We start from the raw sequence: 26,233 nt of genomic DNA, 5'->3' as shown, positions 1-26,233 counted from the left end.
CTAGTGTGGACCTGCGACCAAATTGAAACATTTGGTCACTCGCCGACCTGGTCTAGCAGGTCGTGGGTACCACCGGCTCAAGGGAAACTCCAAGTGATAACAAAGATCCTGATCGCCAACCGTGGTGAGATTGCCGTACGAATCGTACGTGCCTGCGCCGAAATGGGCATTCGCTCGGTCGCGATCTATTCCGATGCCGACCGTCATGCCTTGCACGTCAAGCGTGCGGACGAGGCCCACAGCATTGGTGCCGAACCGCTGGCCGGTTACCTGAACCCGCGCAAGCTGGTGAACCTGGCTGTGGAAACCGGTTGCGATGCACTGCACCCCGGCTATGGCTTCCTTTCGGAAAACGCCGAGCTGGCGGAGATCTGCGCCGAACGCGGGATCAAATTCATTGGCCCGTCGGCTGAAGTCATTCGCCGCATGGGCGACAAGACCGAAGCCCGCCGCAGCATGATCAAGGCCGGTGTACCGGTGACCCCGGGCACTGAAGGCAACGTGTCGGGCATCGAAGAAGCCCTGACCGAAGGCGATCGCATCGGTTACCCGGTGATGCTCAAGGCCACGTCCGGTGGTGGCGGCCGCGGCATTCGTCGCTGCAACAGCCGTGAAGAACTCGAACAAGCATTCCCGCGTGTCATTTCCGAAGCCACCAAGGCGTTCGGTTCGGCGGAAGTGTTCCTGGAGAAGTGCATCGTCAATCCGAAGCACATCGAAGCGCAGATTCTTGGCGACAGCTTCGGCAACGTGGTGCACCTGTTCGAGCGTGACTGCTCGATCCAGCGCCGCAACCAGAAGCTGATCGAGATCGCCCCGAGCCCGCAACTGACCCCGGAACAGCGCGCCTACATCGGCGACCTGTCGGTGCGCGCAGCCAAGGCCGTGGGTTACGAGAACGCCGGCACCGTGGAGTTCCTGCTCGCCGAGGGCGAGGTGTACTTCATGGAGATGAACACCCGGGTGCAGGTGGAACACACCATCACCGAAGAAATCACCGGCATCGACATTGTCCGCGAGCAGATTCGCATCGCCTCCGGCCTGCCGCTGTCGGTGAAACAGGAAGACATCCAGCACCGTGGTTTCGCCCTGCAATTCCGGATCAACGCCGAAGACCCGAAAAACAACTTCCTGCCGAGCTTCGGCAAGATCACCCGTTACTACGCACCCGGCGGCCCCGGCGTACGTACCGACACGGCGATCTACACCGGCTACACCATCCCGCCGTACTACGACTCCATGTGCCTGAAACTGGTGGTGTGGGCGCTGACCTGGGAAGAGGCGATGGACCGTGGCTTGCGCGCCCTGGACGATATGCGTCTGCAAGGGGTCAAGACCACCGCCGCGTACTACCAGGAAATCCTGCGCAATCCGGAATTCCGTAGCGGCCAGTTCAACACCAGCTTCGTTGAAAGCCACCCTGAACTGACCAACTACTCGATCAAGCGCAAACCCGAAGAGCTGGCCCTGGCCATCGCCGCCGCCATCGCCGCCCACGCAGGCCTGTGAGGAATAGAACAATGAGCAAACCCCCTGTTTCTAAAAAGATAAACGTTACCGACACTATCCTGCGCGACGCCCACCAATCGCTGCTCGCGACCCGCATGCGCACCGAAGACATGCTGCCGATCTGCGACAAGCTCGACAAAGTCGGCTACTGGTCGCTGGAGTGCTGGGGCGGCGCGACCTTCGACGCCTGCGTACGCTTCCTCAAAGAAGATCCGTGGGAGCGTCTGCGGCAGCTGCGCGCTGCGCTGCCTAACACCCGTCTGCAAATGCTGTTGCGCGGCCAGAACCTGCTGGGCTACCGCCACTACAGCGACGACGTGGTTAAAGCCTTCGTCGCCAAGGCAGCGGTCAACGGCATCGACGTGTTCCGCATCTTCGACGCCATGAACGACGTGCGTAACCTGCGCGTGGCCATCGAAGCCGTGAAAGCCGCCGGCAAACACGCCCAGGGCACCATCGCCTACACCACCAGCCCGGTGCACACCATCGAGGCCTTCGTGAACCAGGCCAAGCAAATGGAAGCCATGGGTTGCGACTCGGTGGCGATCAAGGACATGGCCGGCCTGCTGACCCCGTACGCCACCGGTGAACTGGTCAAGGCTCTGAAGGCCGAGCAATCGCTGCCAGTGTTCATTCACTCCCACGACACCGCTGGCCTGGCCGCGATGTGCCAAATGAAGGCCATCGAAAACGGCGCCGATCACATCGACACCGCAATCTCCAGCTTCGCCTGGGGCACCAGCCACCCGGGTACCGAGTCGATGGTTGCCGCCCTTAAAGGCAGCGAGTTCGACACCGGCCTGAACCTGGAGCTGCTGCAGGAGATCGGTCTGTACTTCTACGCCGTGCGCAAGAAGTACCACCAGTTCGAAAGCGAGTTCACCGCCGTCGACACCCGTGTTCAAGTCAACCAGGTTCCGGGCGGGATGATTTCCAATCTGGCCAACCAGTTGAAAGAGCAGGGCGCACTCAATCGCATGAGCGAAGTGCTGGCCGAAATCCCGCGTGTTCGTGAAGACCTCGGCTTCCCGCCGCTGGTGACCCCGACTTCGCAGATCGTCGGCACCCAGGCGTTCTTCAACGTGCTGGCCGGCGAGCGCTACAAGACCATCACCAACGAAGTGAAGCTGTACCTGCAAGGCGGCTACGGCAAGGCGCCGGGCACCGTGAACGAACAACTGCGTCGCCAGGCCATCGGCAGCGAAGAAGTGATCGACGTCCGCCCGGCTGACCTGCTCAAGCCGGAAATGACCAAGCTGCGTGCCGACATCGGCGCACTGGCCAAGTCCGAAGAAGACGTGCTGACCTTCGCCATGTTCCCGGACATCGGTCGCAAGTTCCTCGAAGAACGCGCCGCTGGGACTCTGACACCTGAAGTGTTGCTGCCGATTCCTGAAGCTGGTGGCGTCGCCTCTGTTGGTGGGGAAGGCGTGCCAACCGAGTTCGTCATCGACGTTCACGGCGAAACCTACCGCGTCGACATCACCGGTGTCGGCGTCAAGGCCGAAGGCAAGCGTCACTTCTACCTGTCCATCGACGGCATGCCGGAAGAAGTGGTGTTCGAACCGCTCAACGAATTCGTCGGCGGCGGCAGCAGCAAGCGCAAGCAAGCCACTGCACCGGGTCACGTCAGCACCACCATGCCGGGCAACATCGTCGACGTGCTGGTCAAGGAGGGCGACACCGTCAAGGCAGGCCAGGCGGTGTTGATCACCGAAGCGATGAAGATGGAAACCGAAGTCCAGGCAGCCATCGCCGGTAAAGTCACCGCCATTCACGTGGCCAAGGGCGACCGGGTGAACCCGGGCGAAATCCTGATCGAGATCGAAGGCTGAGTTAACAACCTCGATACAACGCTTTAAACCTCGGGGGGGCATGTGCTCCCCTTTTTTTCGCCCGAAATTCAAACCACAGCCTTCGCCGAAGGCTGCGGTTTTTTGGATTCAGGACTGTTGCGTTCTGCACTCCACCAACCCTTTAACCTGACCCGAAGCCGTCTGGTTCTCATCGCTCAGCCACTTCTCGAACCCGGCGCCAATCGCCGGCCATTCCGAGTCCAGGATCGAGTACCACGCGGTGTCCCGATTTTGCCCTTTGACCACCATGTGCTGGCGGAACACACCCTCAAAGCTGAACCCCAGGCGCTCGGCCGCGTATTTGGAGCGGGCGTTGGCGTTGTTGCATTTCCATTCCAGGCGGCGGTAACCCAGGGCAAAGGATTCCTTGGCCAACAGGTAAACCGCCTCGGTGCTTTTCGGCGAGCGCTGCATCGGCGCGCCGAAGGTGACGTGGCCGATTTCGATGCGGCCCTGGGTCGGGACGATGGACATCAGGCTGAGAATGCCCTGGACCTCGCCGCTGGCGCGGTCGATTACGCTGAAGAAATACGGGTCGCTGCTGGCCGCGTGGTTGTTCAGCCAGTCGTTGAAGACGCTGCGCTCAGGGAAGGGGCCGTAAGGCAGGTAGTCCCACAGCTTCGGGTCGGCGCCCGGGCCTTGCAGGGCTTTGTACAGACCGTCGCCGTGGCGTGCTGGGTCGAGTTTTTCCAGGCGGATGTAACGCCCTTCGATCAGTTGAGTCGTGGGGGCCGGGGCGCCTTTCCAGTCGGCGAGTGAAATCGACATGCTGTTCTCCTTGAACCTAGATGGCTTTGCGAAACTGGATGAAACCCGGGCGTTCGGCGATGCGCTCGTAGAGCTGGATCGCGGTGGCGTTGGATTCGTGGGTCAGCCAGTGGACCTTGTTGCAACCGTCGGCCTTGGCCGTGGTGTAGACGAACTCGATCAACTGGCGGCCGACGCCGGTGCCACGGGTTTCCGGGACCACCAGCAAGTCTTGCAGGTAGCAGGAGTTTTCGATGGCCCAGTTCGAACGATGGTAGATGAAATGCACCATGCCCACCGCTTTGCCGTCGGCCCAGGAGAGGGCGGCGTGGGTTGGCTCGTTCGGATCGAGCATGCGCTGCCAGGTGCTTTGGGTGACGGCATCCGCCAGTTCGGTTTTGTAGAAGCGCAGGTAGGCTTGCCACAGCGGCAACCAGGCCGCGTGATCACCGGCGGTGACTTGGCGAATGTCGACTTGACTCATGGTGACTTCCTTAGCGCATCAATTGGGCGAGGGTTTGGTCGTTGACGTCGGTGCTGGCGGCCAGCCCTTCGCGCACACCGGCGATGTCGGCGGGGCTGCGGTTCTGGCTGAGCTTGCGCTTGCCTTCCAGACGGTCGATGGGAATGGCGAAACCGACGATGGCCTTGAGCATGCCGTCGATGTAATCGGCGGGGGCATCGGCCACTGACCACGGTTGGGCGCGGCCAGCTTCATGGCGGTCGGTGAGGGTGCTGACTATGTCGAGCAGCCGCCCGCCATCGCTGAAGGTTTCGGCTCGGCCATAGGCGTGTACGGCGACGTAGTTCCAGGTTGGCACGACTTTGCCGTGTTCGGCCTTGCTCGGGTAGAAGCCAGGGCTGACGTAGGCGTCGGCACCGGCAAAAATCAGCAGGGCTTCGGCGCCGTCGCGCAGGTCTTTCCACTGTGGATTGGCTTTGGCCAGATGCCCGTACAACGTGCCGTTCGAGCCTTGTTCGCAATGCAGCAGCACCGGTACATGGCTGGCTTGCAAACCGCTTTCACCGTGGGTCACCAATATGGCGAGTCGGGTGGCGAGGATCAGTTCATGCAGTTGGGACAACTCGTCGATGGCAAAAGCACGTGGCGTGTACATGGAGATATTTTCCTTGGCGAATGCCTGCATCCTAGGCAGGCTATTGGTCTGTTGTAAGAGCCATTAATGACCAATTTCATGGGTCCATTGCGATGACTAGCGAACCACTGTCCCTGACCTTCAACCCGGCAGGTATCGAACTTGATCGTCGCCAGGGGCTGAGTCGTCAGCTCTACCAGGCATTGCGCACGCGTGTGTTGGACGGACGACTGGCCAGCGGTACGCGTCTGCCTGCCAGTCGTGATCTGGCAGCAGCGCTGGCGATTTCCCGCAACAGTGTGGTGCGTGCCTACGATCAGCTGTACGCCGAAGGGTTTATCGAAGGGCGGGTCGGCGACGGGACTTATGTCGCGCAATTGCCCCAGGCAACCGTGCCGGCAAAAAAACTATCCACAAAAGTATCCACAGGGTTTTCAACAGGGTTACCCACAGCCTTATCCACAAATTGGCTCGATTTGCCTGTGGATCCATCCAGCGTAGTTATCCACAACGACCCGTTGACTCGGGTCAAAAACAACCATTTGGCCACTCCGCCAAGCGGTCCGCCCCGGGCATTTCGGGTCGGTGTTCCGGCGTTCGATCTGTTTCCATTCGAGGTCTGGGCCAAGCTGAATGCGGCTTTCTGGCGCAAGCCGGATTTTCAACAGCTGTGCTACGGCGACCCGGCAGGCGATGCACGCTTACGCGGGATGATCGCCGCGTATTTGCGCAGTTCGCGGGGCATGCAGTGCACAGCTGAACAAATTCTGATCACCAGTGGCGCGCAGCAGGGAATAAGCCTTTGTGCACAGTTGCTGGTGGAGCCCGGTGACGGGGTGGCGATTGAAAATCCGGGGTATCGGGCGGCCGGTCATGCCTTCGCTGTGGCGGGCGCTCGGCTGCACGGGGTCGCGGTGGACAGCGAGGGCATCAATTGCAGCGAACTGTCAGCACTCGATGATTGTCGGCTCACCTACGTCACGCCGTCCCACCAGTATCCCACCGGCGTGGTCATGAGCCTGGCGCGACGCCTGGAGCTGCTGGCCTGGGCCGAACGCACCCAAGGCTGGATCGTCGAGGATGATTACGATGGGGAGTACCGCTACAGCGGCGCGCCACTGGCGCCTTTGGCCGCGCTCGATCGTCACGGGCGGGTGTTGTATGTCGGTACATTCGGCAAGGTCGCGTTTCCGGCGTTGCGTCTCGGTTATCTGGTGCTGCCGCCGGGGCTGGTGCAAGCCTTTGCGCAGCGGCGTGCGGTGGACGTGCGGCATTCCGAAGTCAGCACACAGGCGGTGATGGCCGAGTTCATGGCGGCCGGGCATTTCCAGCGGCACATCCGGCGCATGCGGCGTGCGGCGCTGAGTCGGCGCAATACCTTGCTCAATGGTTGGCCGCTGGATATTCCAGGCATTGGCAAGCTGCCCACCGTCACCGCGGGACTGCACATGACTGTGCCGGTCGACAGCCTGGCCCGTGAACGCGAGCTGATCGAGTTGGCGAGCAGTGTCGATGTCGAGGTCAACGGCTTGAGCAGTTATTGGCTGCCGGAGTCCGCAACCCCGATGGATCAACGCGCCGGTCTGGTGCTGGGTTTTGCCGCGGTACCCGAAACGGCAATCGAGGCGGCGCTGCAACGGTTGCGGGCGGTGTGGCGTGTTGGCTGAAGCGCGCGGATTGGCAGTCCGTGCGCTTATGGGCTTCCCGGTGTTGTTCCAGAAAGCCAATTGGCGCTCCCGGGCTTACGAGAAGAACAGCGTGCGTGCCAGTTGCGGGCTGATCTCGCTGCGATAGATTGCAATCACCTGCGGGTTGGTGGTGGCCGAGCGCAGGTCGAATGCACCCGCCAGCAGTCGTTGATCCCGCAGTTTCAGGTGTGCAGCGGTGAAGGCGTCGACCGGTGCGTCCTGGCTGGCATAGTGGAAATGCGCGTACCACAGCACTTGCTGGTTTCGGCGCTCGCGAATTTCATATTCCTGCATGTAGTCTTTGCGCGGACCCTTGAGCCGGCGTCGATCACCGCTGCGCACAATGTCGATTTCATTTTTGCTGAGCAGCCACTGCACGCGGGCGGCCGTGGGTGGTTGCTGTTTGGTCATGTCGATGCGTATCCGTTGACCGTTGGCGTACAGTCGGTCGTGCGCCTCCTTCAATTCCACGCTCAGATCCGTCGCGGCAACTGCGGGTCCATCGGTTGTATTTGAGTCGATCAGGGATTGCTCCAGGGTCCTGGCACTTTGTTCGAAATGCTCGGCTTTTTGCTGGAACAGTTCCTCGATTTCCACCGGGATGCGGCCGGGCTTCTTCGCGTTCGCTTCGGTTTGCTGGATAAAGCTTTCCAGGCCATCGAGCAGCGTCCGGCCGTGGGCCATTTGCGTGTCGAGTGCCGGTGCTTGCACCGTCGGACGGCGACGTCTGGCCGGAACCCGTTCAAGCCAGACCCCGGGTGTTTTTTCGTGAAAGGTGGCGATGACCTTGCCGGTCATGGGCGCGCGCACATCAAGCAGAACCGGCTCACCCGGTGCTGAAGGACGTACTTCACCAACGACCGTGCCATTGAAGCGAGTTTTTACTACTCGTTTGCGCGATGCCGGGGCCGGCCTGGAAGGTCCTGGTCGCGGCTCTTTGGGCGGCGCTTCTCGTAGCAACTGCACCAGGTAGCCCTCGGTGTCTTGCTGGAATTCGCTGACCCGATTGCGCAAATGCTTGAACGGTTGCTCCTGGACTGCGTCCTTGTGGTTGACGGCGAAGTCTTCGAAGGATTGCTCGATGTCCACGAACTGTTCGAGCATTCCGCTGAGTGCCTCGATACGTTCACCTGCCACCCAGGCGCTTTCTTGCAGCATCAGCTCCTGCGAGGTCTGGATAACCAGATTGGTCGTGTCGAGCAGGCGTGCGAATTCGCTTCGTGCTTCGTTCAGCGCAATGCTGTCACCTTCGTTGAGGCATACCTCGCGGGCCAGCGAAACCTGTAGCGCCTTGAGGTCGTTCAAGGTGTAAGCCGGCAGTTTTGTTCTGTAGGTGCTGACCATTTCCGCAGCACTTCTACCCAGGCGACTCAACTCCTGGAAACGTGATTGAGCAAACTCGACTTTGCCGATCACGCCCTCGGTCAGGTCGATCATTTTTTGATAGGTCGCACGGTCGCCAGCCCCGCCTGCCGTTTCTTCAGCATCCAGCAACGCCAGGGTCTCCTGCAGGGATTGGGTGAAGGCTGGACCTTTTTGATCGAGCCATGTCTGGTTGAAAAACAGCTGGGTGCCGAGCATCTCGACCATGTCGGTGCGGAAACTGGAAACCGTTTCGAGCAGGTTCAACGATTTTAATTGTTCAATGGGGGCCGCGTATTGGCTGGTACGTTGGTCGAGTTTCTCGAGGAACTGCTGTTGAATGGCAGGCCGTGTCTCGTCGCTGGCGACTTTCATTTTGTTGAATGCATCCGTCAGCTCTGTGCGTGCGCTTTCACGTTGGTTATTGAATTCGGCCAATTGCTGTTTGAGCTCGGTGACTCGCTGGCTATTCTTTTGTTTCAGCGCCTCGCGCCGACTTGGCAAACCGCCGCCCCGCAGACGCAGGCGCGTATCGACAAACCAATCACCCCGTTGATTGTTGATCAATGCAGGGCCGTTGCGTGGGGGTTGCTGCCGTGAGTCGACTATCGATACCTCACCGGTTTCCTCAACGGCCACTTCGAACCAGCGCTCACCGACCGGGGCGTAGTACCGGGTTCCGTGGCGATAGAGATGACGATAGATACCGCTGGCACTATCAGGTGGAGTGAGTGGATCGGGCTTGGTGACTTTGAAGCGGTCCAGGGTTGTCGCCAGGCTCAGGGCGGCACCTGTCAGCACGGATATTCGATGCTGTGAAGAGGCAGGCTCGACGCCGGTATCGGGTAACTGAACAACCACAACCGGCGGGGATGCCGGTTTTTCCTCAACTTCGGTCGCGACCTTTGACGAGGGTTTTTCTTCGATTCTGCGGGCAGTCGCATGGCGCGTGCTGGCGTGATGGGCGAGCACCATGGCCAGGGTCAGCAGCAGGTCGGTCATCGCTGTTTTCTGCTGTTGTCGGTCACCGCTCTCGCTGGCGTCTACCGTTTGTTGGAGGTCATCCAGTACCTGCCAGATCCAGGCGGCCGTGCCGACGGTGCGGCCGAGAAAAGGCAGCGCTGCGTTTAGAATCATCCACGCCGCTTGCTTGAAGGTCGCCCAGCGATTCTGCGCATTGGACACCGATTGCTGTTGCGCCAGCTCGACCAGCGCGTTGACGTTGGCCTTGAACAGGTTGGACAGATAATCAGGCGCGACGACTCCGGTACCCAGGGAAAGCGTGCCGCCCATTTGCAGCGGGGTCAGTGGGTCAGCCAGGAGTTGCGAGAGGGACCAGACCGAAGGCAGATCACCGGTGAACACATAGTTCGCGTAATTGGCGCGTACGCTGTCCGGCAACCAGGCGAGCACCGATTGACGCAGTGTCGGCGTGTGTTTGATGGCATAGACCAGGTTTGCCGTTGTCGGGTACTGGCTCAATGGCTGATCGAGCAGCGGGCGGTAAAGCAGGCACGGGCCTTTGTCCATTTGCCGTGGACCGATCACGAACATGTTGGCCACTTCGTCCGCAGAGCCACTCAGGCGCCAGCCTGGATTGAACGCCAGTTGGCGAATGACAATTTCCTGGCCATCCACCCAGCGGTTGACATCAAGCACCTGAACCACGGCCGCGATATAGCGGTAACCCCGCTCATCAATCCCGCCCTGCGCGCGAATCTTTTGCTGCAACGCCAGGATTGGCAGCTCGACCCGCAAGTGGCTGGTGAACAGATTCTGGCGCCGCAGGCTCTCAAGGGGATCGTCGAGCAGTTTGCTTTTGATCAGCGTCGGATAGGTCTTGCCGATGTCGACGCTGGTGATCAGCGCCTCCAGGTAACTCACCGTCAACCATGTCGGCAGTGCTGCGGTGCTGGTGCTGTGCACGGTTTTGTTGCCCAGCGGCAGGGCAATCAGGTTTTGCAGTGCCAGGTCGACCAGGCTCAGCGTGGTGCGCTCGGGCTCCACCAGCGGCACGAAGGCACCCCAGACCACCACGCTATCGACCACGATCTCGATGTCCGCCAGATTCAGCCGTGCGGCATCGGCGTGATCTTTGAGCATGGCATCGCGCAACTGATCCAGGGCGAACTCGCGGATCGGCTTGATCCCGTCCAGGAAGGACTGACCGGCGTTCTGATTCTGTACCTGTGCCAGATCCATCAGATGACGGCTGTAAGCCGTGAGATCGCTGGATGAGGCGCTGGCCATCCAGTCCGGCAAGGCTTGCTCGACCCAATTGAATCGAGAGGGTTTTTGTTTGTCCTTTGGGTCGAGTTCGTTCGTTGAGCGGCTGATGTGCGGTGCCAGGTCAGGATTCACCGCGGCAGTATCGTTCGCCAGGGCGCCAATCGAGTCCGCTTGCAGGGCAATCAGGTTGCACGCCAGATGGTCGAAGTAATTGCCCTCCGGCTCGATCAGGCGCCATTGCAGGGTGTTTCCGGGTGTTTGTCCATCGGTGTACGTCAGTAAGGATTCGCCCAGCTCCTGCAACGAGTCGTATGTCTGAAAGCCATGGGTAATGGTGTGAGTAATGATGAGGCTGCGGGTGCCTTGGGTTCCGATCAGTACCGCCATGTCGAGGATGTTGAGGTGAGTCGAGACGTCATCGTTCAAGCAGTCGAGGTCGATCAGGCACGCCCGCGAATGATAGGGATCGTGAGGCCCGCGCGTGCTTTTGTCCGGGTAAGCGAACAGGTTGCGGGCCATGGCGTAACGGTCGGTGTCCCAGTTCGAGTTCGTGTCGATATTCCACAGTTCGCGCAGTGATTTGGACAGGCTTTGCCACCGCGGAGCGGACGCTCGGGTGTACTGGTTCCAGTAGTCGACCTGTTGCTCTTGAAACGCGACAAACAGCAGGGGCGCCAACTCGTTGAGCAGTCGCCCGATGGCATCGATGCTGACGGGCAGGTGCGCCGGAAATGGCTCCAGCGGTCGCAGCGTGAGGTAGTGCTCGCCATCGAGGTAGACCACGGGCGTGGCCGCTACGCCATGGCGTACCAGAGCGTCGGTCAACGATTCAAAGTGACGGGGTCCGGGAATGACACGCTGTTCATGAAAGGTCCAGGTCGGGGTAACCACCATGGCCAGGCGCGGGTCGATGTGCAGGTTCGGGTACAGCGCTTTCAGGGCCGGTTGCAAGGCATGGGTGGCAACCTCCCTGATCGAGGGGCCAGCCACCAATTGGGTAAGCAAGGCGTCCTGATCGGCTGAGAGATCGGGTACGGAAGGGGGGGTGGAAGTTTCGGGCATGGGTCACATCCTTTGTGGGGGCTGGCACCGTTGAACGTTCGGTGTGCGATCCCCTGCAAGGTAGTGACGGGCAGGACGGCGTTGGCGGTAAATAAATATTGCGGGCAAAAAAAAGACCTGCGCAAACGCAAGTCTTGATTACGACGGGAGCCACGGATCGCCGGGTCGAGCAGTTCCGTGGTGTCCTTGTTCGGGTTCAGGTAACCCACCATGTCGTAGCCAGGGTACATAGTTAAACATCGAAGTTGTAGTTGTAACAAAGTTATATGCAACACTTTCAGGATTGACCGGGCGTATCAATACGCATAAATAATTAGTGCGTAACGGAGGAAGTGTGCGCGCTAGCGAAATCGATAATTGCTGCCGTGTATTTTTATTGCCGTTTTATAAGTTTATTTATCATTCGATTCTATGAAGTCGTGACCTGAATTCGGGTGTTTTTTTGCTTGGACTCATCAAGGAATATTTCTATGAAACATTTACACGCAAAGTGCCTGAAAGCAGCGATGGAAGCAACGAGGTGCCAGGGCCTGCGGCAGGTAACAGGCGACCACTTTACTGCAACGATTGATGGTGCTGCCTTTAACGCCGACGACGTTCAAGGTTTTATCAGTTTTGGTGTAAGGATTGTGGTGGGAGTCATTAATGAGGGAAATAATCGGCGATATATATCCGTGGCGGCCGATGATGATCTTGGTGACGGAGAGCATGATGTCAGTCTCGATGGAAAAGTCACCATCGGCTATATGATAGAAAACGTCGGGGAGCCGACTCTGGAATATCCAGCGGAGTCTGGTCGAGCCCATATTTGTTGTGAAGGTGGTCGACAGGAGTTCTCTGGTTCTTTCAATGTAACATTGATTGAAGAATCACCTTACAAAGAAATTGAAGCAACTTTCAAAGTGACCAATTTGCATCGCCTGGCCTGAGTTTTAACAATAAAACCTCCTGCCAGCAACGGCAGGAGGTTTTTCTGATCTCAAGTCCCGGACTTGATCTTGGTCCAGGCCCGGGTCCGCGCACGTTCGGCATCGCGCGGCAGCGGTTGCAGGGTGTAGAGCGTGCCCATCGCCGCATCGGTCGGATACAGGTTGGGGTTGTTGCGGATCGCCGGGTCGACCAGTTCCGTGGCGTCCTTGTTCGGGTTCGGATAACCCACGAAGTCACTGACCGGTGCAATCACTTGCGGCTGCAGCAGGTAGTTGATGAAGGTGTAGGCGTCTTCGGGGTTTTTCGCCCCCTTCGGAATCGCCAGCATGTCGAACCATATCGGCGCGCCTTCCTTCGGCAAACGCATGTCGACGATCACACCGTTCTTGGCTTCCTTGGCGCGGTTGGCGGCTTGCGAGAAGCTGCCGGAATAGCCGACTGCGACACAGATGTCACCGTTGGCAATGTCGGCCATGTACTTGGACGAGTGGAAGTAGGTGATGTACGGACGGATCTTCATCAGCAGTGCTTCAGCCTTGGCGTAGTCCGCAGGCTTCTTGCTGTTGGGGTCCAGGCCGAGGTGTTGCAGGGCCAGCGGCAGGATCTCCGAGGGCGAGTCGAGCAGGGCGACACCGCACTGTTTGAGCTTGCTGATGTTCCCTTCCTTGAAGATCAGGTCCCAGCTGTCTATCGGCGCGTCGGCGCCAAGGGCTGCCTTGACCTTGTCCGGGTTGAAGCCGATCAGGATGGTCCCGTACATGTACGGCACCGCGAACTTGTTGCCCGGGTCGTTGGCTTCGATCAGCTTCATCAGCTTGGGATCGAGGTGGTTCCAGTTCGGCAGCTTGCTGCGGTCCAGGGGCTGGAATACCCCGGCTTCGATTTGCTTGGCGAGGAACACGTTGGACGGCACCACCACGTCGTAGCCGGAGTTGCCGGTCAGCAGCTTGGCCTCCAGCGCTTCATTGGTGTCGAAGATGTCGTAGACCAGTTTGGTCTGGGTGTTCTGGGCCTTGAAGTCCTCCAGGGCCTTGGGCGTGATGTAGTCGAACCAGTTGTAGACGCGCAACGTTCGCTCTTCAGCGTGTGCATTGCCGCCGAGCAGCGTGGCGCACAGGGCTGGAAAAATAAAACGCTTAAGACTTTTCATGCTTCTACTTCCTCATCAAGCGCTTTCAAAACCTTCGAGAACGTTCACGGCATTGATGCCGATTTCTTCCACGGCATAGCCGCCTTCCATGACGAACAGCGTGGGTTTGCCGAGCGCCGCGATGCGCTTGCCCATGGCCAGGTAATCCGGGCTGTCGAGTTTGAATTGCGAGATCGGATCGTCCTTGAAGGTATCGACGCCCAGGGACACGACGACGATGTCGGCACCGTAGCTTTCGATCTCTTTGCAGGCTTGTTCCAGCGCTGCGCTCCAGGTGTCCCAGCCTGAACCGGCGGCCAACGGATAGTTGAAGTTGAACCCTTCGCCAGCGCCTTCGCCACGTTCATCTTCATAGCCGAGGAAGAACGGGAACTCGGCTTCCGGGTGGCCGTGGATCGAGGTGAACAGCACGTCGCCGCGCTCGTAGAAAATCGACTGGGTGCCGTTGCCGTGGTGGTAGTCGACGTCGAGGATCGCGACCTTTTTGTGGCCTTGATCAAGGAACGCCTGGGCGGCGATGGCGGCGTTGTTGAGGTAGCAATAACCGCCCATCAAATCGCTGGCGGCGTGGTGTCCCGGTGGACGGCACAGGGCGAAAGCAGATCGGGCGCCGCGCTGGATTTCCGCTTGGGCGGTGAGCGCAACTTGTGCTGCGCTGTACGCCGCTTGCCAGGTGCCGGCGGTGATCGGGGCGCCGCCGTCGAAACTGTAATAGCCGAGCTGGCCGTGAAGGCTGGTCGGTTTGATCGCACGCAAGGTGCGTGCAGGCCAGGTGTAGGGCAGCAGGTCACCGTCGGTGTTGAATTCGGTCCAGCGTGCCCAGGCACCCTTGAAGAAATCGAGGTAGTCGCGACTGTGGATGCGCGCGATCGGCTCCAGGCCGAAATCCTTTGGCGCTTCGACAGGGCCAAGGTTCTGGTTCTGCACGCGTTGCAGCACATGATCGGCGCGCGATGGCATCTCGAAGCACGGCTTGAGCTGGCCGTCGATAAGTTCGCAACGGCCATGGTGCAGGTGGTGATCGTCAGAGTAGATCGTCAGCATTTGTTGTTCTCCGCAGGGCTGATTCGGTTGCCCCCAGTGTTGCGGCGCACGGCGAATCGGAGAACGGCAGGAAAGGCCAAAAGGGGATCGATATGGCCAAAACATCTGACCGAAATTCGCCCCTTGCTCCCACAGGATTATCCGTGTGGTCGGAACTGGCTGGGCGCCACACCACTCCAGCGCACAAAGGCATGGCGAAAGCTCGCGGTCTCGCTGAAGCCCAACGCCTCGGCAATCTGATAGATCGGCAATTGATCTTCGCACAGCATTTGCTTGGCTTGCTCAAAGCGCAGTTCGTCGAGCAACTCCTGATAGCTGCAACCCATGTCCTTGAGATGCCGGCGCAAGGTCCGCGCCGAACAGTTCATTTGCTCGGCCAGCCCCTCCAGCCCGGGCGCGGCGTTCAGTTGCGCGCTGAGCAATTGGCGGATCCGTCCCAGCCAGGCCTGACGCCCGGTGAACTCGATGTTCTGTTTGCGGCAGCGTTCGGCCATGGCTTGGTGGGTGATGACATCGGCCAGCGGCAGTGGCTGGTCGAGCCAGCGCTTGTCGAAGGCGAAGGCGTTGTTCCGCGCTCCGAAGTGCATTGGGCAGTTGAAGTGTTCGGCGTAGGTCGCTTCGTAGTCGGGCGCGGCATGTTCGAAGCGTGCGCCGAGCAAGGGCAGGGGATGGCCGAGCAGGTCGTCACAGGTGACTTTCAGCGACACCAGGCAGAACTCGGCATTGAACACCGCCATGGCCGGACTCTCGCGGTAATCGGCGGCGGCGAACCAGATGCGCTCGCCATCGTCTTCCAGGCTCAGTTCGAAAAGTGTTCCCAGCAGCGCCGGATAGCGCATCGCCAGACGCAAAGCGTCACCGAAGGTGGCACTGGTGAGCAGGGCGTAACCGAGCATGCCGTAGCAGGAAACGTGCATCCGCCGGCCCAGTTCCAGGCCGATGTCACGCTTGAGGGCAACGGCGTTGGCACAGACCTGCATTTCCTGATTGGTGGTGATGCGCGTGTCGGCACGGTTCAGATCCGCCGCACTGATGCCGCTTCCGGCCAGCAGCGCTTCGCTGGACAAGCCTTGTGCCTTGAAGGCATCGAGTACCAGGGAGACCGCGTTGAGCGTGGTGAGGTGGGAGTGGAGCATGAGGACTTCCAGCCTTGGGATGGCTGGAGCGCAGCAAGTTGTATGCCGAGCGAGAGTCCCAATGTGGGAGCGGGCTTGCTCGCGAAGAGGGTGGATCAGCAACATTGATGTCATCTGACACGCCCTCTTCGCGAGCAAGCCCGCTCCCACAGGGTTATGTGTTGATTCAGCTCAGTTCGCCGCACAGGTCGAGTTCGACGAGCCGACGGACTTCTTCTGTCTCAAGCCCCGCCCCCAACAACCCATGCAACTTGCCGAACGCCGCTTCACGGGTCATGCCGCCACCGGACAACACGCCCACACCGCGCAAGCGACTGCCGGCTTCATAGACGTCCAGTACAACCCCGCCTTCGTGGCATTGCGTGACCGCTACCACGACCACGCCTTTGTCCCGTGCACGGCTGAGGCTGGCGAGAAACCCGGGGTTGTCGCTCGGGCCGGTGCCGCTGCCGTAGCACTCCAGCACCAGGCCCTGAATACCGCTATCGAGCAAACCATCCAGCACCTCGGCGCCGATGCCGGGAAACAGCGGCAGCACGGCGACGCTCGCCAATTGTTTGGGCTGGTTGTAATTCAACTGTGTTGGTAGCGAAGGCACTTTCACACCGCCACCCTGACGCTCCAGGCGCTTGAACGGATGCCGACCAAAACTGCGTACCTTGGCACAACGGGTCGGGTCCAGCAGTTCGCCATGGAAGTACAGATGCACGCCCGGCGCCAGGCCCTGGCCCAGTGCAACCAGCGCACCGCCGATGTTTTCCCAGGCGTCGCTGTCAGTCACACCGGCCGGCAGCATCGAGCCGGTGAAGCACACGCGGGCATGCAGTCCCAACAATTGAAAACTCATGGCCGCCGCGCTGTAGGCCAGGGTGTCGGTGCCATGCAGGATCAGCACGCTGTCGCAACCCTGAACGTCCACTGCATCGACCACTGCTTCACGCAATTGCTGCCAGTACGTCGGGGTCATGTTGGCGCTGTCGATCAGCGGCGACATTTCACGGAAGCGCCATTGCGGCACCACCAGCTCAGGCTGGCTGTGCAGATAGTCGCGCATCCGCGCTTCGAAGCCGGACGCCGGGGCCAGACCGTTGGCGCTGGCCTGCATGCCGATGGTGCCGCCGGTGTAGAGCACCATGACGTGCTGGGCGGCAGGGTAGGTCGGGGCATTCATGGGAGGTTCTCCAAAAATGATGACAGCTTGTTTCCGAGCATGACGCCGGTCGCAAGCTGTGTCACGTCGGGCGCAGGGGATGCGCCCGGTTTTTTACCGATCAGCGTTGCGCTGCGGTCACGCCTGCCGGAGCAGCTTCAGCCTTGGCGGCTGGTGCTGGCGGGTTCGCCGGCCAGGCTTTCAGGTCCAGATCCAGATCCGGGAATTTGCTCGAATCGAATACCGGCGTGGTGATCCCGGCGGCGCGCTGGTCATCGTAGTCACGCAGGATGCGCATGCCGACCTTGAACAGCATGAACAGCGCGATCAGGTTGACGAACGCGAGCATGGTCATGGTGATGTCGGCGAAGGCAAATACGGTGCCGAGGTTTTCGATGGCGCCCCAGAAAATCAGCACCAGTACCAGCGCGCGATAGCCCATCAGCGCCTTGCGGTTTTCACCGATCAAAAAGCGCAGGTTGCTCTCGCCCAGGTAGTAGTTGTAGAGGATCGAGGTGAACACGAACAACGCCAGGGCCACGGAGATGAACATCCGGCCCCAGTCACCGACCACGGCGGCCAGCGAGTTCTGGGTCAGGGCAATACCGTCGCCTTCGAAGCCCGGGGTGTAGAAGCCGGAGAGCAGGATCAACAGTGCGGTGCAGGTGCAGATCACGAAGGTATCGAGGAACACGCTGAACGCCTGAACCACGCCTTGCGCCACCGGGTGCTCGACCGCCGCCACCGCCGCCACGTTAGGCGCACTGCCCAGGCCTGCTTCGTTGGCGAACACGCCACGCTTCACGCCCATGACGATGGCGCTGCCGATCAGGCCGCCGAAGGCCTGGTCCAGACCGAAGGCGCTCTTGACGATGGTCATCAACATGCCTGGTACGTGGTCGAATTGCAGCACGATCACGTAGAGGGTCACGCCGATGTACACCAGGGTTTTCACCGGCACCAACAGGTCGGCGACCTTGGCGATGCGCTTGATCCCGCCGATGAACACCAGACCCAAAAGTACAGCCAGACCGATGCCGGTGTAAGTGGTGTCGAGGCCGAACGCGTTGTTCAACGAGTGCGTCACGGCGTGGGCTTGCAGGCCGTTGAAGGCGAAGCCGAACGTCACCAGCAGCAGGAACGCCATCAGCATGCCCAACCAGCGTTTTTGCAGGCCGTGCTGGATGTAATAGGACGGGCCTCCGCGGAACTGGCCTTCGGAATCGCAGCGCTTGTAGAGCTGGCCGAGGGAGCATTCGAAGAAGCTGCTGGACATGCCGACCAGCGCGGTCACCCACATCCAGAACACGGCACCGGGGCCACCGAGGGTCACGGCAATACCGACACCGGCAATGTTGCCCGCACCGACGCGGCCGGCGAGGCTGAGCATCAGGGCCTGGAACGAACTGAGTTGCCCGGCGCTGCTTTTGAGGCTGTCGCGGAACACCGCGAACATGTGGAAGAAGTGACGCAATTGAACGAAACGCGAGCGGATCGTGAAGTAACTACCGAGCCCGACAATGAGCACGATCAGTACTTTCCCTGAGAGGAAGTCGTTAATGACTTCGAGCATGGATTATTCCTCGCTGTTTTTTGTGTAGGCAACAATGCTGGCCGGACAGACACATCGAGTTACACCCGTTGGCGCACGGCACAATGGGCGGTTCGAGGTTCGTCCCGGTTTCATATCGCGGGTTTGTTATTAGTTCGGGTTTCGCATGGGTTGTGGCCTCGCTACCGACGACCGCTCATGCGAAGAGGGGCGGCACTATACCGATGACAGTGCCGTCCGTCTGCACGGTTGTGGTGCATTCGGTGAAGCGAAGCCTTTGAAGCACCTGACATTTTTGCTGTCAGGTTATGTGAGAGCTGCTCTTGGTGGGAGCGGACTTGCTCGCGAAAGCGGTGTATCAAACACATCATTGTTGAATGTGCCGCCGCCTTCGCGAGCAAGCCCGCTCCCACATTGGTCAGTCCCCAGACATACGGTTCTCAGGATCAAACAGTTAAAAAAAAGGGCCTGGGGACTAAATCCCCAAGCCCTCAAAAGGTGAGAGGTGTCTAGTCCCTCGACCTGGTGAGCGGTGCTACAAGTAACGCGTCGGGTTATGCCTTCAGAGGCACCAGACGCGGAGCAATCATGTTTTCCGGGCGCAGGATGTCGGCGAGCATGGCTTCGTCGAGCAAACCTTCTTCGCGCACCAGTTCCAGCACGCCACGGCCGCTTTCAAGGGCGAGGCCGGCAATGCGGGTGGCGTTTTTGTAGCCGATGTACGGGTTCAGCGCGGTGACCAGGCCGATCGAGTGCTCGACCAGTTCACGGCAGCGTGCTTCGTTGGCGGTGATGCCGACGATGCAGTGCTCGCGCAGCATGTCCATGGCGCGTTGCAGCAGGCGGATCGAGTCGAAGATCTTGAAGGCGATCAGCGGCTCCATCACGTTCAGTTGCAACTGGCCGCCTTCGGCCGCGATGGTCAGGGCCAGGTCGTTACCGATGATCTGGAACGCCACCTGGTTGACCGCTTCCGGAATAACCGGGTTGACCTTGCCTGGCATGATCGAACTGCCTGGTTGACGCGCCGGCAGGTTGATCTCGTTGATGCCGGTGCGTGGGCCGCTGGACAGCAGGCGCAAGTCGTTGCAGATCTTCGACAGCTTGACCGCGGTACGCTTGAGCATGCCGGAGAACAGCACGAAGGCGCCCATGTCGGAGGTAGCTTCGATCAGGTCGGCGGCCGGTACCAGCGGTTGACCGCTGATCACTGCCAGACGCTGAACGGCCAGGAGCTGGTAACGCGGGTCGGCGTTGATGCCGGTGCCGATCGCGGTGCCGCCCAGGTTCACTTCGGTCAGCACTTCTGGTGCCAGAGTCTTCAGGCGTGCCAGGTCTTCGCCCAGGGTGGTGGCGAACGCACGGAATTCCTGACCCAGGGTCATCGGAACGGCGTCTTGCAGCTGGGTACGACCCATCTTCAGGACGTGGTTGAATTCATCACCCTTGGCCGCGAACGCCTGAATCAGGCTGTCGAGGCTGGCGAGCAGGGCGTCGTGACCGAGCAACAGACCCAGACGGATTGCCGTCGGGTAGGCGTCGTTGGTCGACTGCGCCATGTTCACGTCATCGTTCGGGTGCAGGTACTGGTACTCGCCTTTCTGGTGACCCATGGCCTCCAGCGCGATGTTGGCGATGACTTCGTTGGCATTCATGTTGGTCGAAGTGCCAGCGCCGCCTTGAATCATGTCCACCACGAACTCTTCGTGGAAGTCGCCGCGGATCAAACGTGCACAGGCTTCGCTGATGGCAGCGTGCTTGGCTTCGCTCAGGTGACCCAACTCACGGTTGGCGTCAGCAGCGGCCTGTTTAACCATGGCCAGGCCGACAACCAGTTTCGGGTAGTGCGAAATCGGAACGCCCGAAAGGCGGAAGTTATTCACCGCTCGCAGGGTCTGGATACCGTAATACGCTTGAGCCGGTACTTCGAGGGCGCCAAGCAGGTCATTTTCTGTGCGGAATGATGCAGCGGAGGACATGATAGAAATCATCTCAATATGGACCCGGTCTGTGCCGGAACGCTGCGAATGCTAGGCCTGTGGAGAATTTTGGGCCAATGCTGTTAAACACTAGGCTATGCATATTCGGCATAATGCCCGTGTGACGCCGGCTTGACGGCGAACGTGTGACCTAAATTGGTGCGTGTCCGGGAGGACGTGATGAATCTGGAAAGCAAATGGCTGGAGGACTTCAGTGCCCTGGCCGCCACCCGCAGTTTCTCCCAGGCCGCCGAGCGGCGTTTCGTGACGCAGCCGGCGTTCAGTCGGCGAATCCGTAGCCTTGAAGCCGCGTTGGGGCTGACCCTGGTCAACCGTTCGCGCACGCCGGTGGAACTGACGGCGGCAGGGCAGCTGTTTCTGGTCACCGCACGCACCGTGGTCGAACAGCTCGGTGAAGTGCTGCGCCATCTGCATCACCTGGAAGGCGGGCAGGGCGAAGTGATGCAGGTCGCTGCGGCGCACTCCCTGGCGCTGGGTTTCTTTCCGCGCTGGATCGCGCAGTTGCGCAACGAAGGCCTGAACATCGCCACGCGGCTGGTGGCGACCAACGTCGGCGACGCCGTGCATGCCTTGCGCGAAGGCGGTTGCGATCTGATGCTGGCGTTCTACGACCCGGACGCCGCCATGCAGATGGACCCGGAAATATTCCCCTCGCTGCACCTTGGCCACACCGAGATGCTGCCGGTGTGTGCCGCCGACGCCGATGGCAAACCACTGTTCGATCTGGAAGGCGAAGGCAGCGTGCCGCTACTGGCCTACAGCGCCGGTGCGTTTCTCGGCCGTTCGGTGAACCTGCTGTTGCGTCAACGGGCGCTGCGTTTCACCACCATCTACGAAACCGCCATGGCCGACAGCCTGAAAAGCATGGCCCTGGAAGGCCTGGGCATCGCCTGGGTGCCGCAACTGAGCGTGCGCGCCGAGCTGGCGCGAGGTGAGCTGGTGGTCTGCGGCGGCCCGCAGTGGCATGTACCGCTGGAGATTCGTCTGTATCGATGTGCGCTGGTACGCAAGGCGAATGTAAGGCTGTTGTGGCGCAAACTTGAAGGCGGCGCGGCCCAAGGCACAACCGGTTCTTGAGGTAGACGAGGAAACCTGTGGGAGCGAACCTGCTCGCGATGACGGACTGGCATTCAACATCAAGGGTGACTGTCCCGATGCTTTCGCGAGCAGGCTCGCTCCCACAGGGGAACTGCGACGCGTGTTGGCTGACCTTGGAGTCAATAAAACCGGGGCCTCCGGTCATTTGACAGATGGTCGCACGGGGGGCTGTTTATCTGTCTCATTGCGGTATACTGCGCGGCCTTCGGCCGGTTACGACCGGCCATAATTCGTACAATCAAGCCACGCATCCTGCGTGGCTTGTTGTTTTTTGACGCGCCTGCGGGCGCCCAGAGAGAAGAGGCACGACGATGAGTGCACTGGTTGGCGTGATCATGGGCTCCAAGTCCGATTGGTCCACCCTTAGCCACACCGCCGATATGCTGGAAAAGCTCGGCATTCCCTACGAGGTGAAAGTGGTTTCTGCCCACCGCACCCCGGACCTGCTGTTCCAGTACGCTGAAGAAGCCGAGGCGCGTGGCATCGAGGTGATCATCGCCGGTGCCGGTGGCGCGGCCCACTTGCCAGGCATGTGTGCAGCCAAGACTCACCTGCCGGTGCTGGGTGTACCCGTGCAATCGGCAATGCTGTCGGGCGTTGATTCGCTGCTTTCCATTGTGCAGATGCCAGCGGGCATTCCGGTCGCCACCCTGGCCATCGGCAAGGCGGGCGCGATCAACGCAGCGCTGCTGTCGGCAAGTATCCTTGGCGCCAAGCACCCGCAGTTCCATACGGTGCTGAAAACCTTCCGTGCTGAGCAGACAGACAGCGTCCTGGAAAATCCAGACCCACGCATCGCCTGAGGTTGTTGACGATGAAGATCGGTGTAATCGGTGGCGGCCAGTTGGGTCGCATGTTGGCGCTGGCGGGCACTCCGCTGGGCATGAACTTCGCTTTCCTGGACCCGGCGCCGGATGCTTGCGCAGCCGCGTTGGGCGAACACCTGCGAGCCGATTACGGTGATCAGGATCACCTGCGTCAGCTGGCCGATGAAGTCGATCTGGTGACGTTCGAGTTCGAAAGTGTTCCGGCCGAGACCGTGGCCTTCCTGTCGCAATTCGTCCCGGTCTACCCGAGCGCCGAAGCGCTGCGCATCGCCCGCGATCGCTGGTTCGAGAAGAGCATGTTCAAGGACCTGGGGATTCCTACCCCGGCGTTCGCCGACATTCAGTCCCAAGCTGACCTGGATGCGGCCGTGGCTTCCATCGGTCTGCCGGCGGTGCTGAAGACCCGTACCCTGGGTTATGACGGCAAGGGTCAGAAGGTCCTGCGCACCCCTGAAGATGTGTTCGGCACCTTTGCCGAGCTGGGCAGCGTGGCCTGCTTGCTGGAAGGCTTCGTGCCGTTCACCGGTGAAGTTTCGCTGATCGCCGTGCGTGCCCGCGACGGTGAAACCCGCTTCTATCCGCTGGTACACAACACCCACGAAAGCGGCATTCTCAAGCTGTCCGTGGCGAGCACCGATCACCCGTTGCAAGACCTGGCCGAAGACTACTCCAGCCGTGTGCTCAAGCAGCTGAATTACGTCGGCGTGATGGCGTTCGAGTTCTTTGAAGTCGACGGTGGCCTCAAGGCCAACGAAATCGCCCCGCGGGTGCACAACTCAGGGCACTGGACCACCGAAGGCGCCGAGTGCAGCCAGTTCGAAAACCACTTACGGGCTGTTGCCGGGCTGCCGTTGGGTTCGACCGCCAAGGTTGGGGAGAGCGCGATGCTCAACTTCATCGGCAAGGTGCCGGATACCGAGAAGGTCGTGGCCATCGCCGATTGCCATCTGCATCACTACGGCAAGGCGTTCAAGGTCGGCCGCAAGGTCGGTCACGCCAACCTGCGTTGCGCGGATCGCGAAACGCTGACCGCGCAGATCCTCAAGGTCGAAGCGCTGATCGCCGAATAGTTTCATGTGGCAGCGGCGGAACCATTCAGGGACCGCCGTTCTCTCATGGCAGGATGCCAAAGTCTGACTAGGCTTTGGCTAGGTGTCCTGTCTCACCAATGCTGTTCCTTTTTGACGGTGTCTGTTGCCGTCATGCTGCGTTGCCGCTCCTCGCCATAGCCAGCTATGACTCGTCGCGGCGCCTTGCCTGACAACAACAGCCACTCGCCAAAAGAGGAACATTATTGGTGAGACAGGACACATCTACCAAATCAGAGGGAAATGCCATGGGAATCATCGGAACCATCTTTATCGGCTTGATTGTCGGCCTGCTGGCGCGGTTCCTGAAACCGGGCGATGACAGCATGGGCTGGATCATGACCATCCTGCTCGGTATCGGCGGTTCGCTGGCGGCCACTTACGGCGGCCAGGCTCTGGGCATCTATCAGGCTGGCCAAGGCGCAGGCTTCATCGGTGCGCTGGTGGGTGCCGTTGTGTTGCTGGTGATCTACGGCCTGGTCAAAAAGAACTGAACCAAGTGACAAAGTCCTCTCGGCCACACAAGCCGGGAGGGCTAGAATGCTCGGCGTTTCCTGATCCTTCCTATACCGAGCACCTTCATGCACCGTCTTCTGCTGACTCTTCTTTTATTGGGAACGGGCCTTGCCCATGCCGGCGAACTGCCGGAAACCGACTGGCTCGAATTGATGCCCAAGTCGGACCAGAAGGCCCTCGAGGCCATGCCTGAAATCGACCACAACTCCCCTGAAGCAAATGGCACTTTCACCGACAAGGGTGGGATGAAACAGGCCAAAGGCTTGCCGGCGGTGATGTACTCGACCAAGACCGTTGCGTCGATGAACGACAAGAACATCCGCATTGGCGGTTACCCCGTGCCGCTGGAGTCCGATGCCAAGGGCCGCAGTACGTTGTTCTTCCTGGTGCCGTACCCGGGCGCGTGCATCCACGTGCCACCGCCGCCGCCCAACCAACTGGTGCTGGTGCGCTATCCAAAGGGCCTGAAACTGAACGATATCTACACGCCGCTGTGGGTCACCGGCACGTTGAAGGTCGAGAAGGTCAGCAATGACCTGGCCGATGCGGCGTATGCGCTGGATGCGGCGAAGGTCAGAGTCGTAAAAGAGTCCGACTTGTAGAGATGCAAATGTGGGAGCGGGCTTGCTCGCGAAGGCGGTGTAACAGCCAACGATGATGTTGAATGTTATGGCCCCTTCGCGGGCAAGCCCGCTCCCACATTTGTTTTGTGGTGTTGCTTAGAGCGGCTTGCTACCGACGCTCACGCCCAGCGTATGGCTGGCACCTGGTTTCAGGTTCACCACATCCCCCATCACATTCGCCGTCTCGATGCACAGCATGTGCTGCCAACCATCGTCGGCCATGTCGCTGAACGCGGCGGCGCGGTCGATCCACGGGTTCCAGATCACCGCGGTGCACGAGCTCATGCTGGTCAGTTCGATGCGTCGCTCCCAAGCCGGATCGACGATGCTCAGCAGTGGCGGGGCGTCGAGATAGATGCGATCGGTCTCCCCGGTAAAGCGCAGATCACCGGACTGTTGCCTGGTTTTCCAGTTGTCCAGGGTTTCGATGTAGTTGAGGCCATCCACGCCTTCGACGTGCACCTCGCGCACATCGCTGACGGCAAAGTAACTGTGCAGCGCCTGGCTGATGCTGACGGTTTCAGCGCCCCGGTTGTGGCTGATCAGATGGATGTGCAATTGCTCGTCGAGGCGAATGCTCAACGTCAAATCCACCTGGTGCGGCCAGCCGGGAAAGCCGCCTTCGGGGTAGGGCAGGAGGAATTCGACCTTCAGGCTTTCGCCTTCGGCTTCGATGCCGCCCAGTTCCCAATCCATCGCTCGCACGAAACCGTGAGCCGACGGCGCTTCATTGCTGGTGCGCATCGCCTGAACGCTTTGCGGGTTGCGCGCAAAGTTGCCGAACCACGGCCAGCACACCGGCACGCCAGCGCGGATGCTCTTGCCAGTCTTGAACACGGCTTCGTCGTTGAGCCAGATCAGCGGCGGCTGGCCGGCCAATTGATAGCTGAGGATATGCGCGCCTTGCTGGGCCACCAGTAATTCGGCCTGACCGTGGCGGATGCGCCAGCAGTTCAGTTCATCCAGTTTTACGGCTTCAACATTGGGCATGCTCATGGGACAGCTCTCGATCAAAAACGTGGACGACTATCGACCGCAAAACGGCTACCAGGTTTAGAAGCTCTTTCAGCGAGCCCGAGGCGGAACCGAACGGGTGCGACCGCTGCCGTCAATGGCAACGAACACAAACACCGCTTCGGTTACTTTACGCCACTCGCTGGACAGTGGATCGTCGCTCCAGACCTCGACCATCATCTTGATCGAGCTGCGGCCGATTTCCAGGGCCTGTGTATAAAAGGAGAGCTGAGCGCCCACCGCCACCGGAACCAGAAACGCCATGCGGTCGATTGCAACGGTGGCAACGCGCCCACCAGCGACCTTGCTGGCCATCGCGGTGCCTGCCAAATCCATCTGCGCCACCAGCCAGCCGCCGAAAATATCGCCAAAGCCGTTAGTTTCGCGAGGAAGCGCGGTGATTTGCAGGGCCAGGTCGCCTTGCGGGATCGGATCTTCTTGTTCGAGCTCTATCATTCCGGGGGTGCCTCTGACCCGTGACTCTTCGTTGGTATTGCTGGTGGTAGCCGTCTTCGGGAAAAACGATTCAGCACCGAACATACTACGTTCGTCACG

At 60.1% G+C, this 26,233-nt stretch carries 21 protein-coding genes; 9 read left to right on the top strand and 12 right to left on the bottom strand.

Translation table 11 applies throughout. From position 1 onward, the window contains the following. The first annotated feature begins 93 nt into the window (after positions 1-93). Positions 94-1,509: an acetyl-CoA carboxylase biotin carboxylase subunit gene (locus AC3IP0_RS28025; protein ID WP_046038868.1), complete on the top strand. Its 1,416-nt coding sequence runs from the start codon at positions 94-96 to the stop codon at positions 1,507-1,509. Positions 1,510-1,520: 11 nt separating this feature from the next. Next, on the top strand, positions 1,521-3,344 hold the full coding sequence (gene oadA, locus AC3IP0_RS28020) for a sodium-extruding oxaloacetate decarboxylase subunit alpha (RefSeq protein ID WP_489317721.1): 1,824 nt from the start codon (positions 1,521-1,523) through the stop codon (positions 3,342-3,344). A gap of 108 nt (positions 3,345-3,452) precedes the next feature. Here the strand turns inward: oadA and AC3IP0_RS28015 are convergent, their stop codons facing one another. Genes AC3IP0_RS28015 through AC3IP0_RS28005 form a run of 3 tightly spaced genes read right to left on the bottom strand, consistent with a single transcriptional unit; the run spans position 3,453 to position 5,230 of the window. Continuing rightward, a complete protein-coding gene (locus AC3IP0_RS28015; RefSeq protein ID WP_489317720.1) occupies positions 3,453-4,133 on the bottom strand; it encodes a GNAT family N-acetyltransferase in 681 nt (226 codons plus the stop codon). 16 nt (positions 4,134-4,149) lie between these two features. After that, positions 4,150-4,596 (bottom strand): GNAT family N-acetyltransferase, encoded by a 447-nt coding sequence (locus AC3IP0_RS28010; protein WP_489326370.1) that lies wholly within the window; start codon positions 4,594-4,596, stop codon positions 4,150-4,152. Positions 4,597-4,606: 10 nt separating this feature from the next. Beyond that, positions 4,607-5,230, bottom strand: coding sequence for an FMN-binding negative transcriptional regulator (locus AC3IP0_RS28005; protein ID WP_489317718.1), 624 nt, complete (start codon positions 5,228-5,230; stop codon positions 4,607-4,609). 92 nt (positions 5,231-5,322) lie between these two features. On the opposite strand from AC3IP0_RS28005, the gene pdxR reads away from it, so the two are divergent. Beyond that, on the top strand, positions 5,323-6,876 hold the full coding sequence (gene pdxR / locus AC3IP0_RS28000) for a MocR-like pyridoxine biosynthesis transcription factor PdxR (protein ID WP_489326369.1): 1,554 nt from the start codon (positions 5,323-5,325) through the stop codon (positions 6,874-6,876). Between the two features lie 75 nt (positions 6,877-6,951). Here the strand turns inward: pdxR and AC3IP0_RS27995 are convergent, their stop codons facing one another. Further along, the gene (locus AC3IP0_RS27995) at positions 6,952-11,550 is read right to left on the bottom strand and encodes a hypothetical protein (protein WP_489326367.1); all 4,599 of its coding nucleotides are present in this window, start codon (positions 11,548-11,550) and stop codon (positions 6,952-6,954) included. Positions 11,551-12,020: 470 nt separating this feature from the next. Here AC3IP0_RS27995 and AC3IP0_RS27990 point away from each other — a divergent pair, with 470 nt between their 5' ends. Next, positions 12,021-12,479 carry a hypothetical protein gene (locus AC3IP0_RS27990; RefSeq protein ID WP_489326365.1) on the top strand — a complete coding sequence of 153 codons (459 nt, stop codon included), beginning with the start codon at positions 12,021-12,023 and terminating at the stop codon, positions 12,477-12,479. 50 nt (positions 12,480-12,529) lie between these two features. Here the strand turns inward: AC3IP0_RS27990 and AC3IP0_RS27985 are convergent, their stop codons facing one another. The 6 genes from AC3IP0_RS27985 to AC3IP0_RS27960 all read right to left on the bottom strand — a co-directional run bounded on the left by AC3IP0_RS27985 (position 12,530) and on the right by AC3IP0_RS27960 (position 20,491). Next, positions 12,530-13,630 carry a polyamine ABC transporter substrate-binding protein gene (locus AC3IP0_RS27985; RefSeq protein WP_489326364.1) on the bottom strand — a complete coding sequence of 367 codons (1,101 nt, stop codon included), beginning with the start codon at positions 13,628-13,630 and terminating at the stop codon, positions 12,530-12,532. A gap of 15 nt (positions 13,631-13,645) precedes the next feature. Further along, complete coding sequence (locus AC3IP0_RS27980; protein ID WP_489317712.1) at positions 13,646-14,674, bottom strand: histone deacetylase family protein; 1,029 nt, start codon at positions 14,672-14,674, stop codon at positions 13,646-13,648. Between the two features lie 137 nt (positions 14,675-14,811). After that, positions 14,812-15,810: an AraC family transcriptional regulator gene (locus AC3IP0_RS27975; protein ID WP_489326362.1), complete on the bottom strand. Its 999-nt coding sequence runs from the start codon at positions 15,808-15,810 to the stop codon at positions 14,812-14,814. Between the two features lie 166 nt (positions 15,811-15,976). Further along, positions 15,977-16,981: an asparaginase gene (locus tag AC3IP0_RS27970; protein WP_489326360.1), complete on the bottom strand. Its 1,005-nt coding sequence runs from the start codon at positions 16,979-16,981 to the stop codon at positions 15,977-15,979. Positions 16,982-17,081: 100 nt separating this feature from the next. Beyond that, positions 17,082-18,533: an alanine/glycine:cation symporter family protein gene (locus AC3IP0_RS27965; protein ID WP_489326359.1), complete on the bottom strand. Its 1,452-nt coding sequence runs from the start codon at positions 18,531-18,533 to the stop codon at positions 17,082-17,084. A 533-nt stretch (positions 18,534-19,066) separates the two neighbouring features. Continuing rightward, entirely contained in the window at positions 19,067-20,491 is a 1,425-nt protein-coding gene (locus tag AC3IP0_RS27960) for an aspartate ammonia-lyase (protein ID WP_489326358.1), read from the bottom strand. A 180-nt stretch (positions 20,492-20,671) separates the two neighbouring features. Here AC3IP0_RS27960 and AC3IP0_RS27955 point away from each other — a divergent pair, with 180 nt between their 5' ends. The 5 genes from AC3IP0_RS27955 to AC3IP0_RS27935 all read left to right on the top strand — a co-directional run bounded on the left by AC3IP0_RS27955 (position 20,672) and on the right by AC3IP0_RS27935 (position 24,643). Then, positions 20,672-21,589 carry a LysR substrate-binding domain-containing protein gene (locus tag AC3IP0_RS27955; RefSeq protein ID WP_489317708.1) on the top strand — a complete coding sequence of 306 codons (918 nt, stop codon included), beginning with the start codon at positions 20,672-20,674 and terminating at the stop codon, positions 21,587-21,589. Positions 21,590-21,921: 332 nt separating this feature from the next. After that, positions 21,922-22,413 carry a 5-(carboxyamino)imidazole ribonucleotide mutase gene (purE, locus tag AC3IP0_RS27950; RefSeq protein WP_103395969.1) on the top strand — a complete coding sequence of 164 codons (492 nt, stop codon included), beginning with the start codon at positions 21,922-21,924 and terminating at the stop codon, positions 22,411-22,413. 11 nt (positions 22,414-22,424) lie between these two features. Continuing rightward, entirely contained in the window at positions 22,425-23,507 is a 1,083-nt protein-coding gene (locus AC3IP0_RS27945) for a 5-(carboxyamino)imidazole ribonucleotide synthase (protein WP_489317707.1), read from the top strand. A 266-nt stretch (positions 23,508-23,773) separates the two neighbouring features. After that, a complete protein-coding gene (locus AC3IP0_RS27940; protein ID WP_007928514.1) occupies positions 23,774-24,019 on the top strand; it encodes a GlsB/YeaQ/YmgE family stress response membrane protein in 246 nt (81 codons plus the stop codon). Positions 24,020-24,106: 87 nt separating this feature from the next. Next, on the top strand, positions 24,107-24,643 hold the full coding sequence (locus AC3IP0_RS27935) for a DUF3299 domain-containing protein (protein ID WP_489317706.1): 537 nt from the start codon (positions 24,107-24,109) through the stop codon (positions 24,641-24,643). A 117-nt stretch (positions 24,644-24,760) separates the two neighbouring features. Here AC3IP0_RS27935 and AC3IP0_RS27930 read toward each other — a convergent pair whose 3' ends face one another. After that, positions 24,761-25,660 carry a D-hexose-6-phosphate mutarotase gene (locus AC3IP0_RS27930; protein ID WP_489326356.1) on the bottom strand — a complete coding sequence of 300 codons (900 nt, stop codon included), beginning with the start codon at positions 25,658-25,660 and terminating at the stop codon, positions 24,761-24,763. Positions 25,661-25,729: 69 nt separating this feature from the next. Continuing rightward, positions 25,730-26,134 carry an acyl-CoA thioesterase gene (locus AC3IP0_RS27925; protein ID WP_007942704.1) on the bottom strand — a complete coding sequence of 135 codons (405 nt, stop codon included), beginning with the start codon at positions 26,132-26,134 and terminating at the stop codon, positions 25,730-25,732. Positions 26,135-26,233 lie beyond the last annotated feature (99 nt).

It is taken from the genome of Pseudomonas sp. GL_103, assembly GCF_057835175.1.
Note: the sequence above shows the minus strand (reverse complement) of the source record. Positions and strands in the feature narration are given on the sequence as shown.

Excerpts from the sequence above, each read along its gene's own strand:
- oadA (WP_489317721.1), top strand. The coding sequence starts at position 1,521 with ATGAGCAAACCCCCTGTTTCTAAAAAGATAAACGTTACCGACACTATC.
- AC3IP0_RS28015 (WP_489317720.1), bottom strand. The coding sequence starts at position 4,133 with ATGTCGATTTCACTCGCCGACTGGAAAGGCGCCCCGGCCCCCACGACT.
- AC3IP0_RS28010 (WP_489326370.1), bottom strand. The coding sequence starts at position 4,596 with ATGAGTCAAGTCGACATTCGCCAAGTCACCGCCGGTGATCACGCGGCC.
- AC3IP0_RS28005 (WP_489317718.1), bottom strand. The coding sequence starts at position 5,230 with ATGTACACGCCACGTGCTTTTGCCATCGACGAGTTGTCCCAACTGCAT.
- pdxR (WP_489326369.1), top strand. The coding sequence starts at position 5,323 with ATGACTAGCGAACCACTGTCCCTGACCTTCAACCCGGCAGGTATCGAA.
- AC3IP0_RS27995 (WP_489326367.1), bottom strand. The coding sequence starts at position 11,550 with ATGCCCGAAACTTCCACCCCCCCTTCCGTACCCGATCTCTCAGCCGAT.
- AC3IP0_RS27990 (WP_489326365.1), top strand. The coding sequence starts at position 12,021 with ATGAAACATTTACACGCAAAGTGCCTGAAAGCAGCGATGGAAGCAACG.
- AC3IP0_RS27985 (WP_489326364.1), bottom strand. The coding sequence starts at position 13,630 with ATGAAAAGTCTTAAGCGTTTTATTTTTCCAGCCCTGTGCGCCACGCTG.
- AC3IP0_RS27980 (WP_489317712.1), bottom strand. The coding sequence starts at position 14,674 with ATGCTGACGATCTACTCTGACGATCACCACCTGCACCATGGCCGTTGC.
- AC3IP0_RS27975 (WP_489326362.1), bottom strand. The coding sequence starts at position 15,810 with ATGCTCCACTCCCACCTCACCACGCTCAACGCGGTCTCCCTGGTACTC.
- AC3IP0_RS27970 (WP_489326360.1), bottom strand. The coding sequence starts at position 16,981 with ATGAATGCCCCGACCTACCCTGCCGCCCAGCACGTCATGGTGCTCTAC.
- AC3IP0_RS27965 (WP_489326359.1), bottom strand. The coding sequence starts at position 18,533 with ATGCTCGAAGTCATTAACGACTTCCTCTCAGGGAAAGTACTGATCGTG.
- AC3IP0_RS27960 (WP_489326358.1), bottom strand. The coding sequence starts at position 20,491 with ATGTCCTCCGCTGCATCATTCCGCACAGAAAATGACCTGCTTGGCGCC.
- AC3IP0_RS27955 (WP_489317708.1), top strand. The coding sequence starts at position 20,672 with ATGAATCTGGAAAGCAAATGGCTGGAGGACTTCAGTGCCCTGGCCGCC.
- purE (WP_103395969.1), top strand. The coding sequence starts at position 21,922 with ATGAGTGCACTGGTTGGCGTGATCATGGGCTCCAAGTCCGATTGGTCC.
- AC3IP0_RS27945 (WP_489317707.1), top strand. The coding sequence starts at position 22,425 with ATGAAGATCGGTGTAATCGGTGGCGGCCAGTTGGGTCGCATGTTGGCG.
- AC3IP0_RS27940 (WP_007928514.1), top strand. The coding sequence starts at position 23,774 with ATGGGAATCATCGGAACCATCTTTATCGGCTTGATTGTCGGCCTGCTG.
- AC3IP0_RS27935 (WP_489317706.1), top strand. The coding sequence starts at position 24,107 with ATGCACCGTCTTCTGCTGACTCTTCTTTTATTGGGAACGGGCCTTGCC.
- AC3IP0_RS27930 (WP_489326356.1), bottom strand. The coding sequence starts at position 25,660 with ATGAGCATGCCCAATGTTGAAGCCGTAAAACTGGATGAACTGAACTGC.
- AC3IP0_RS27925 (WP_007942704.1), bottom strand. The coding sequence starts at position 26,134 with ATGATAGAGCTCGAACAAGAAGATCCGATCCCGCAAGGCGACCTGGCC.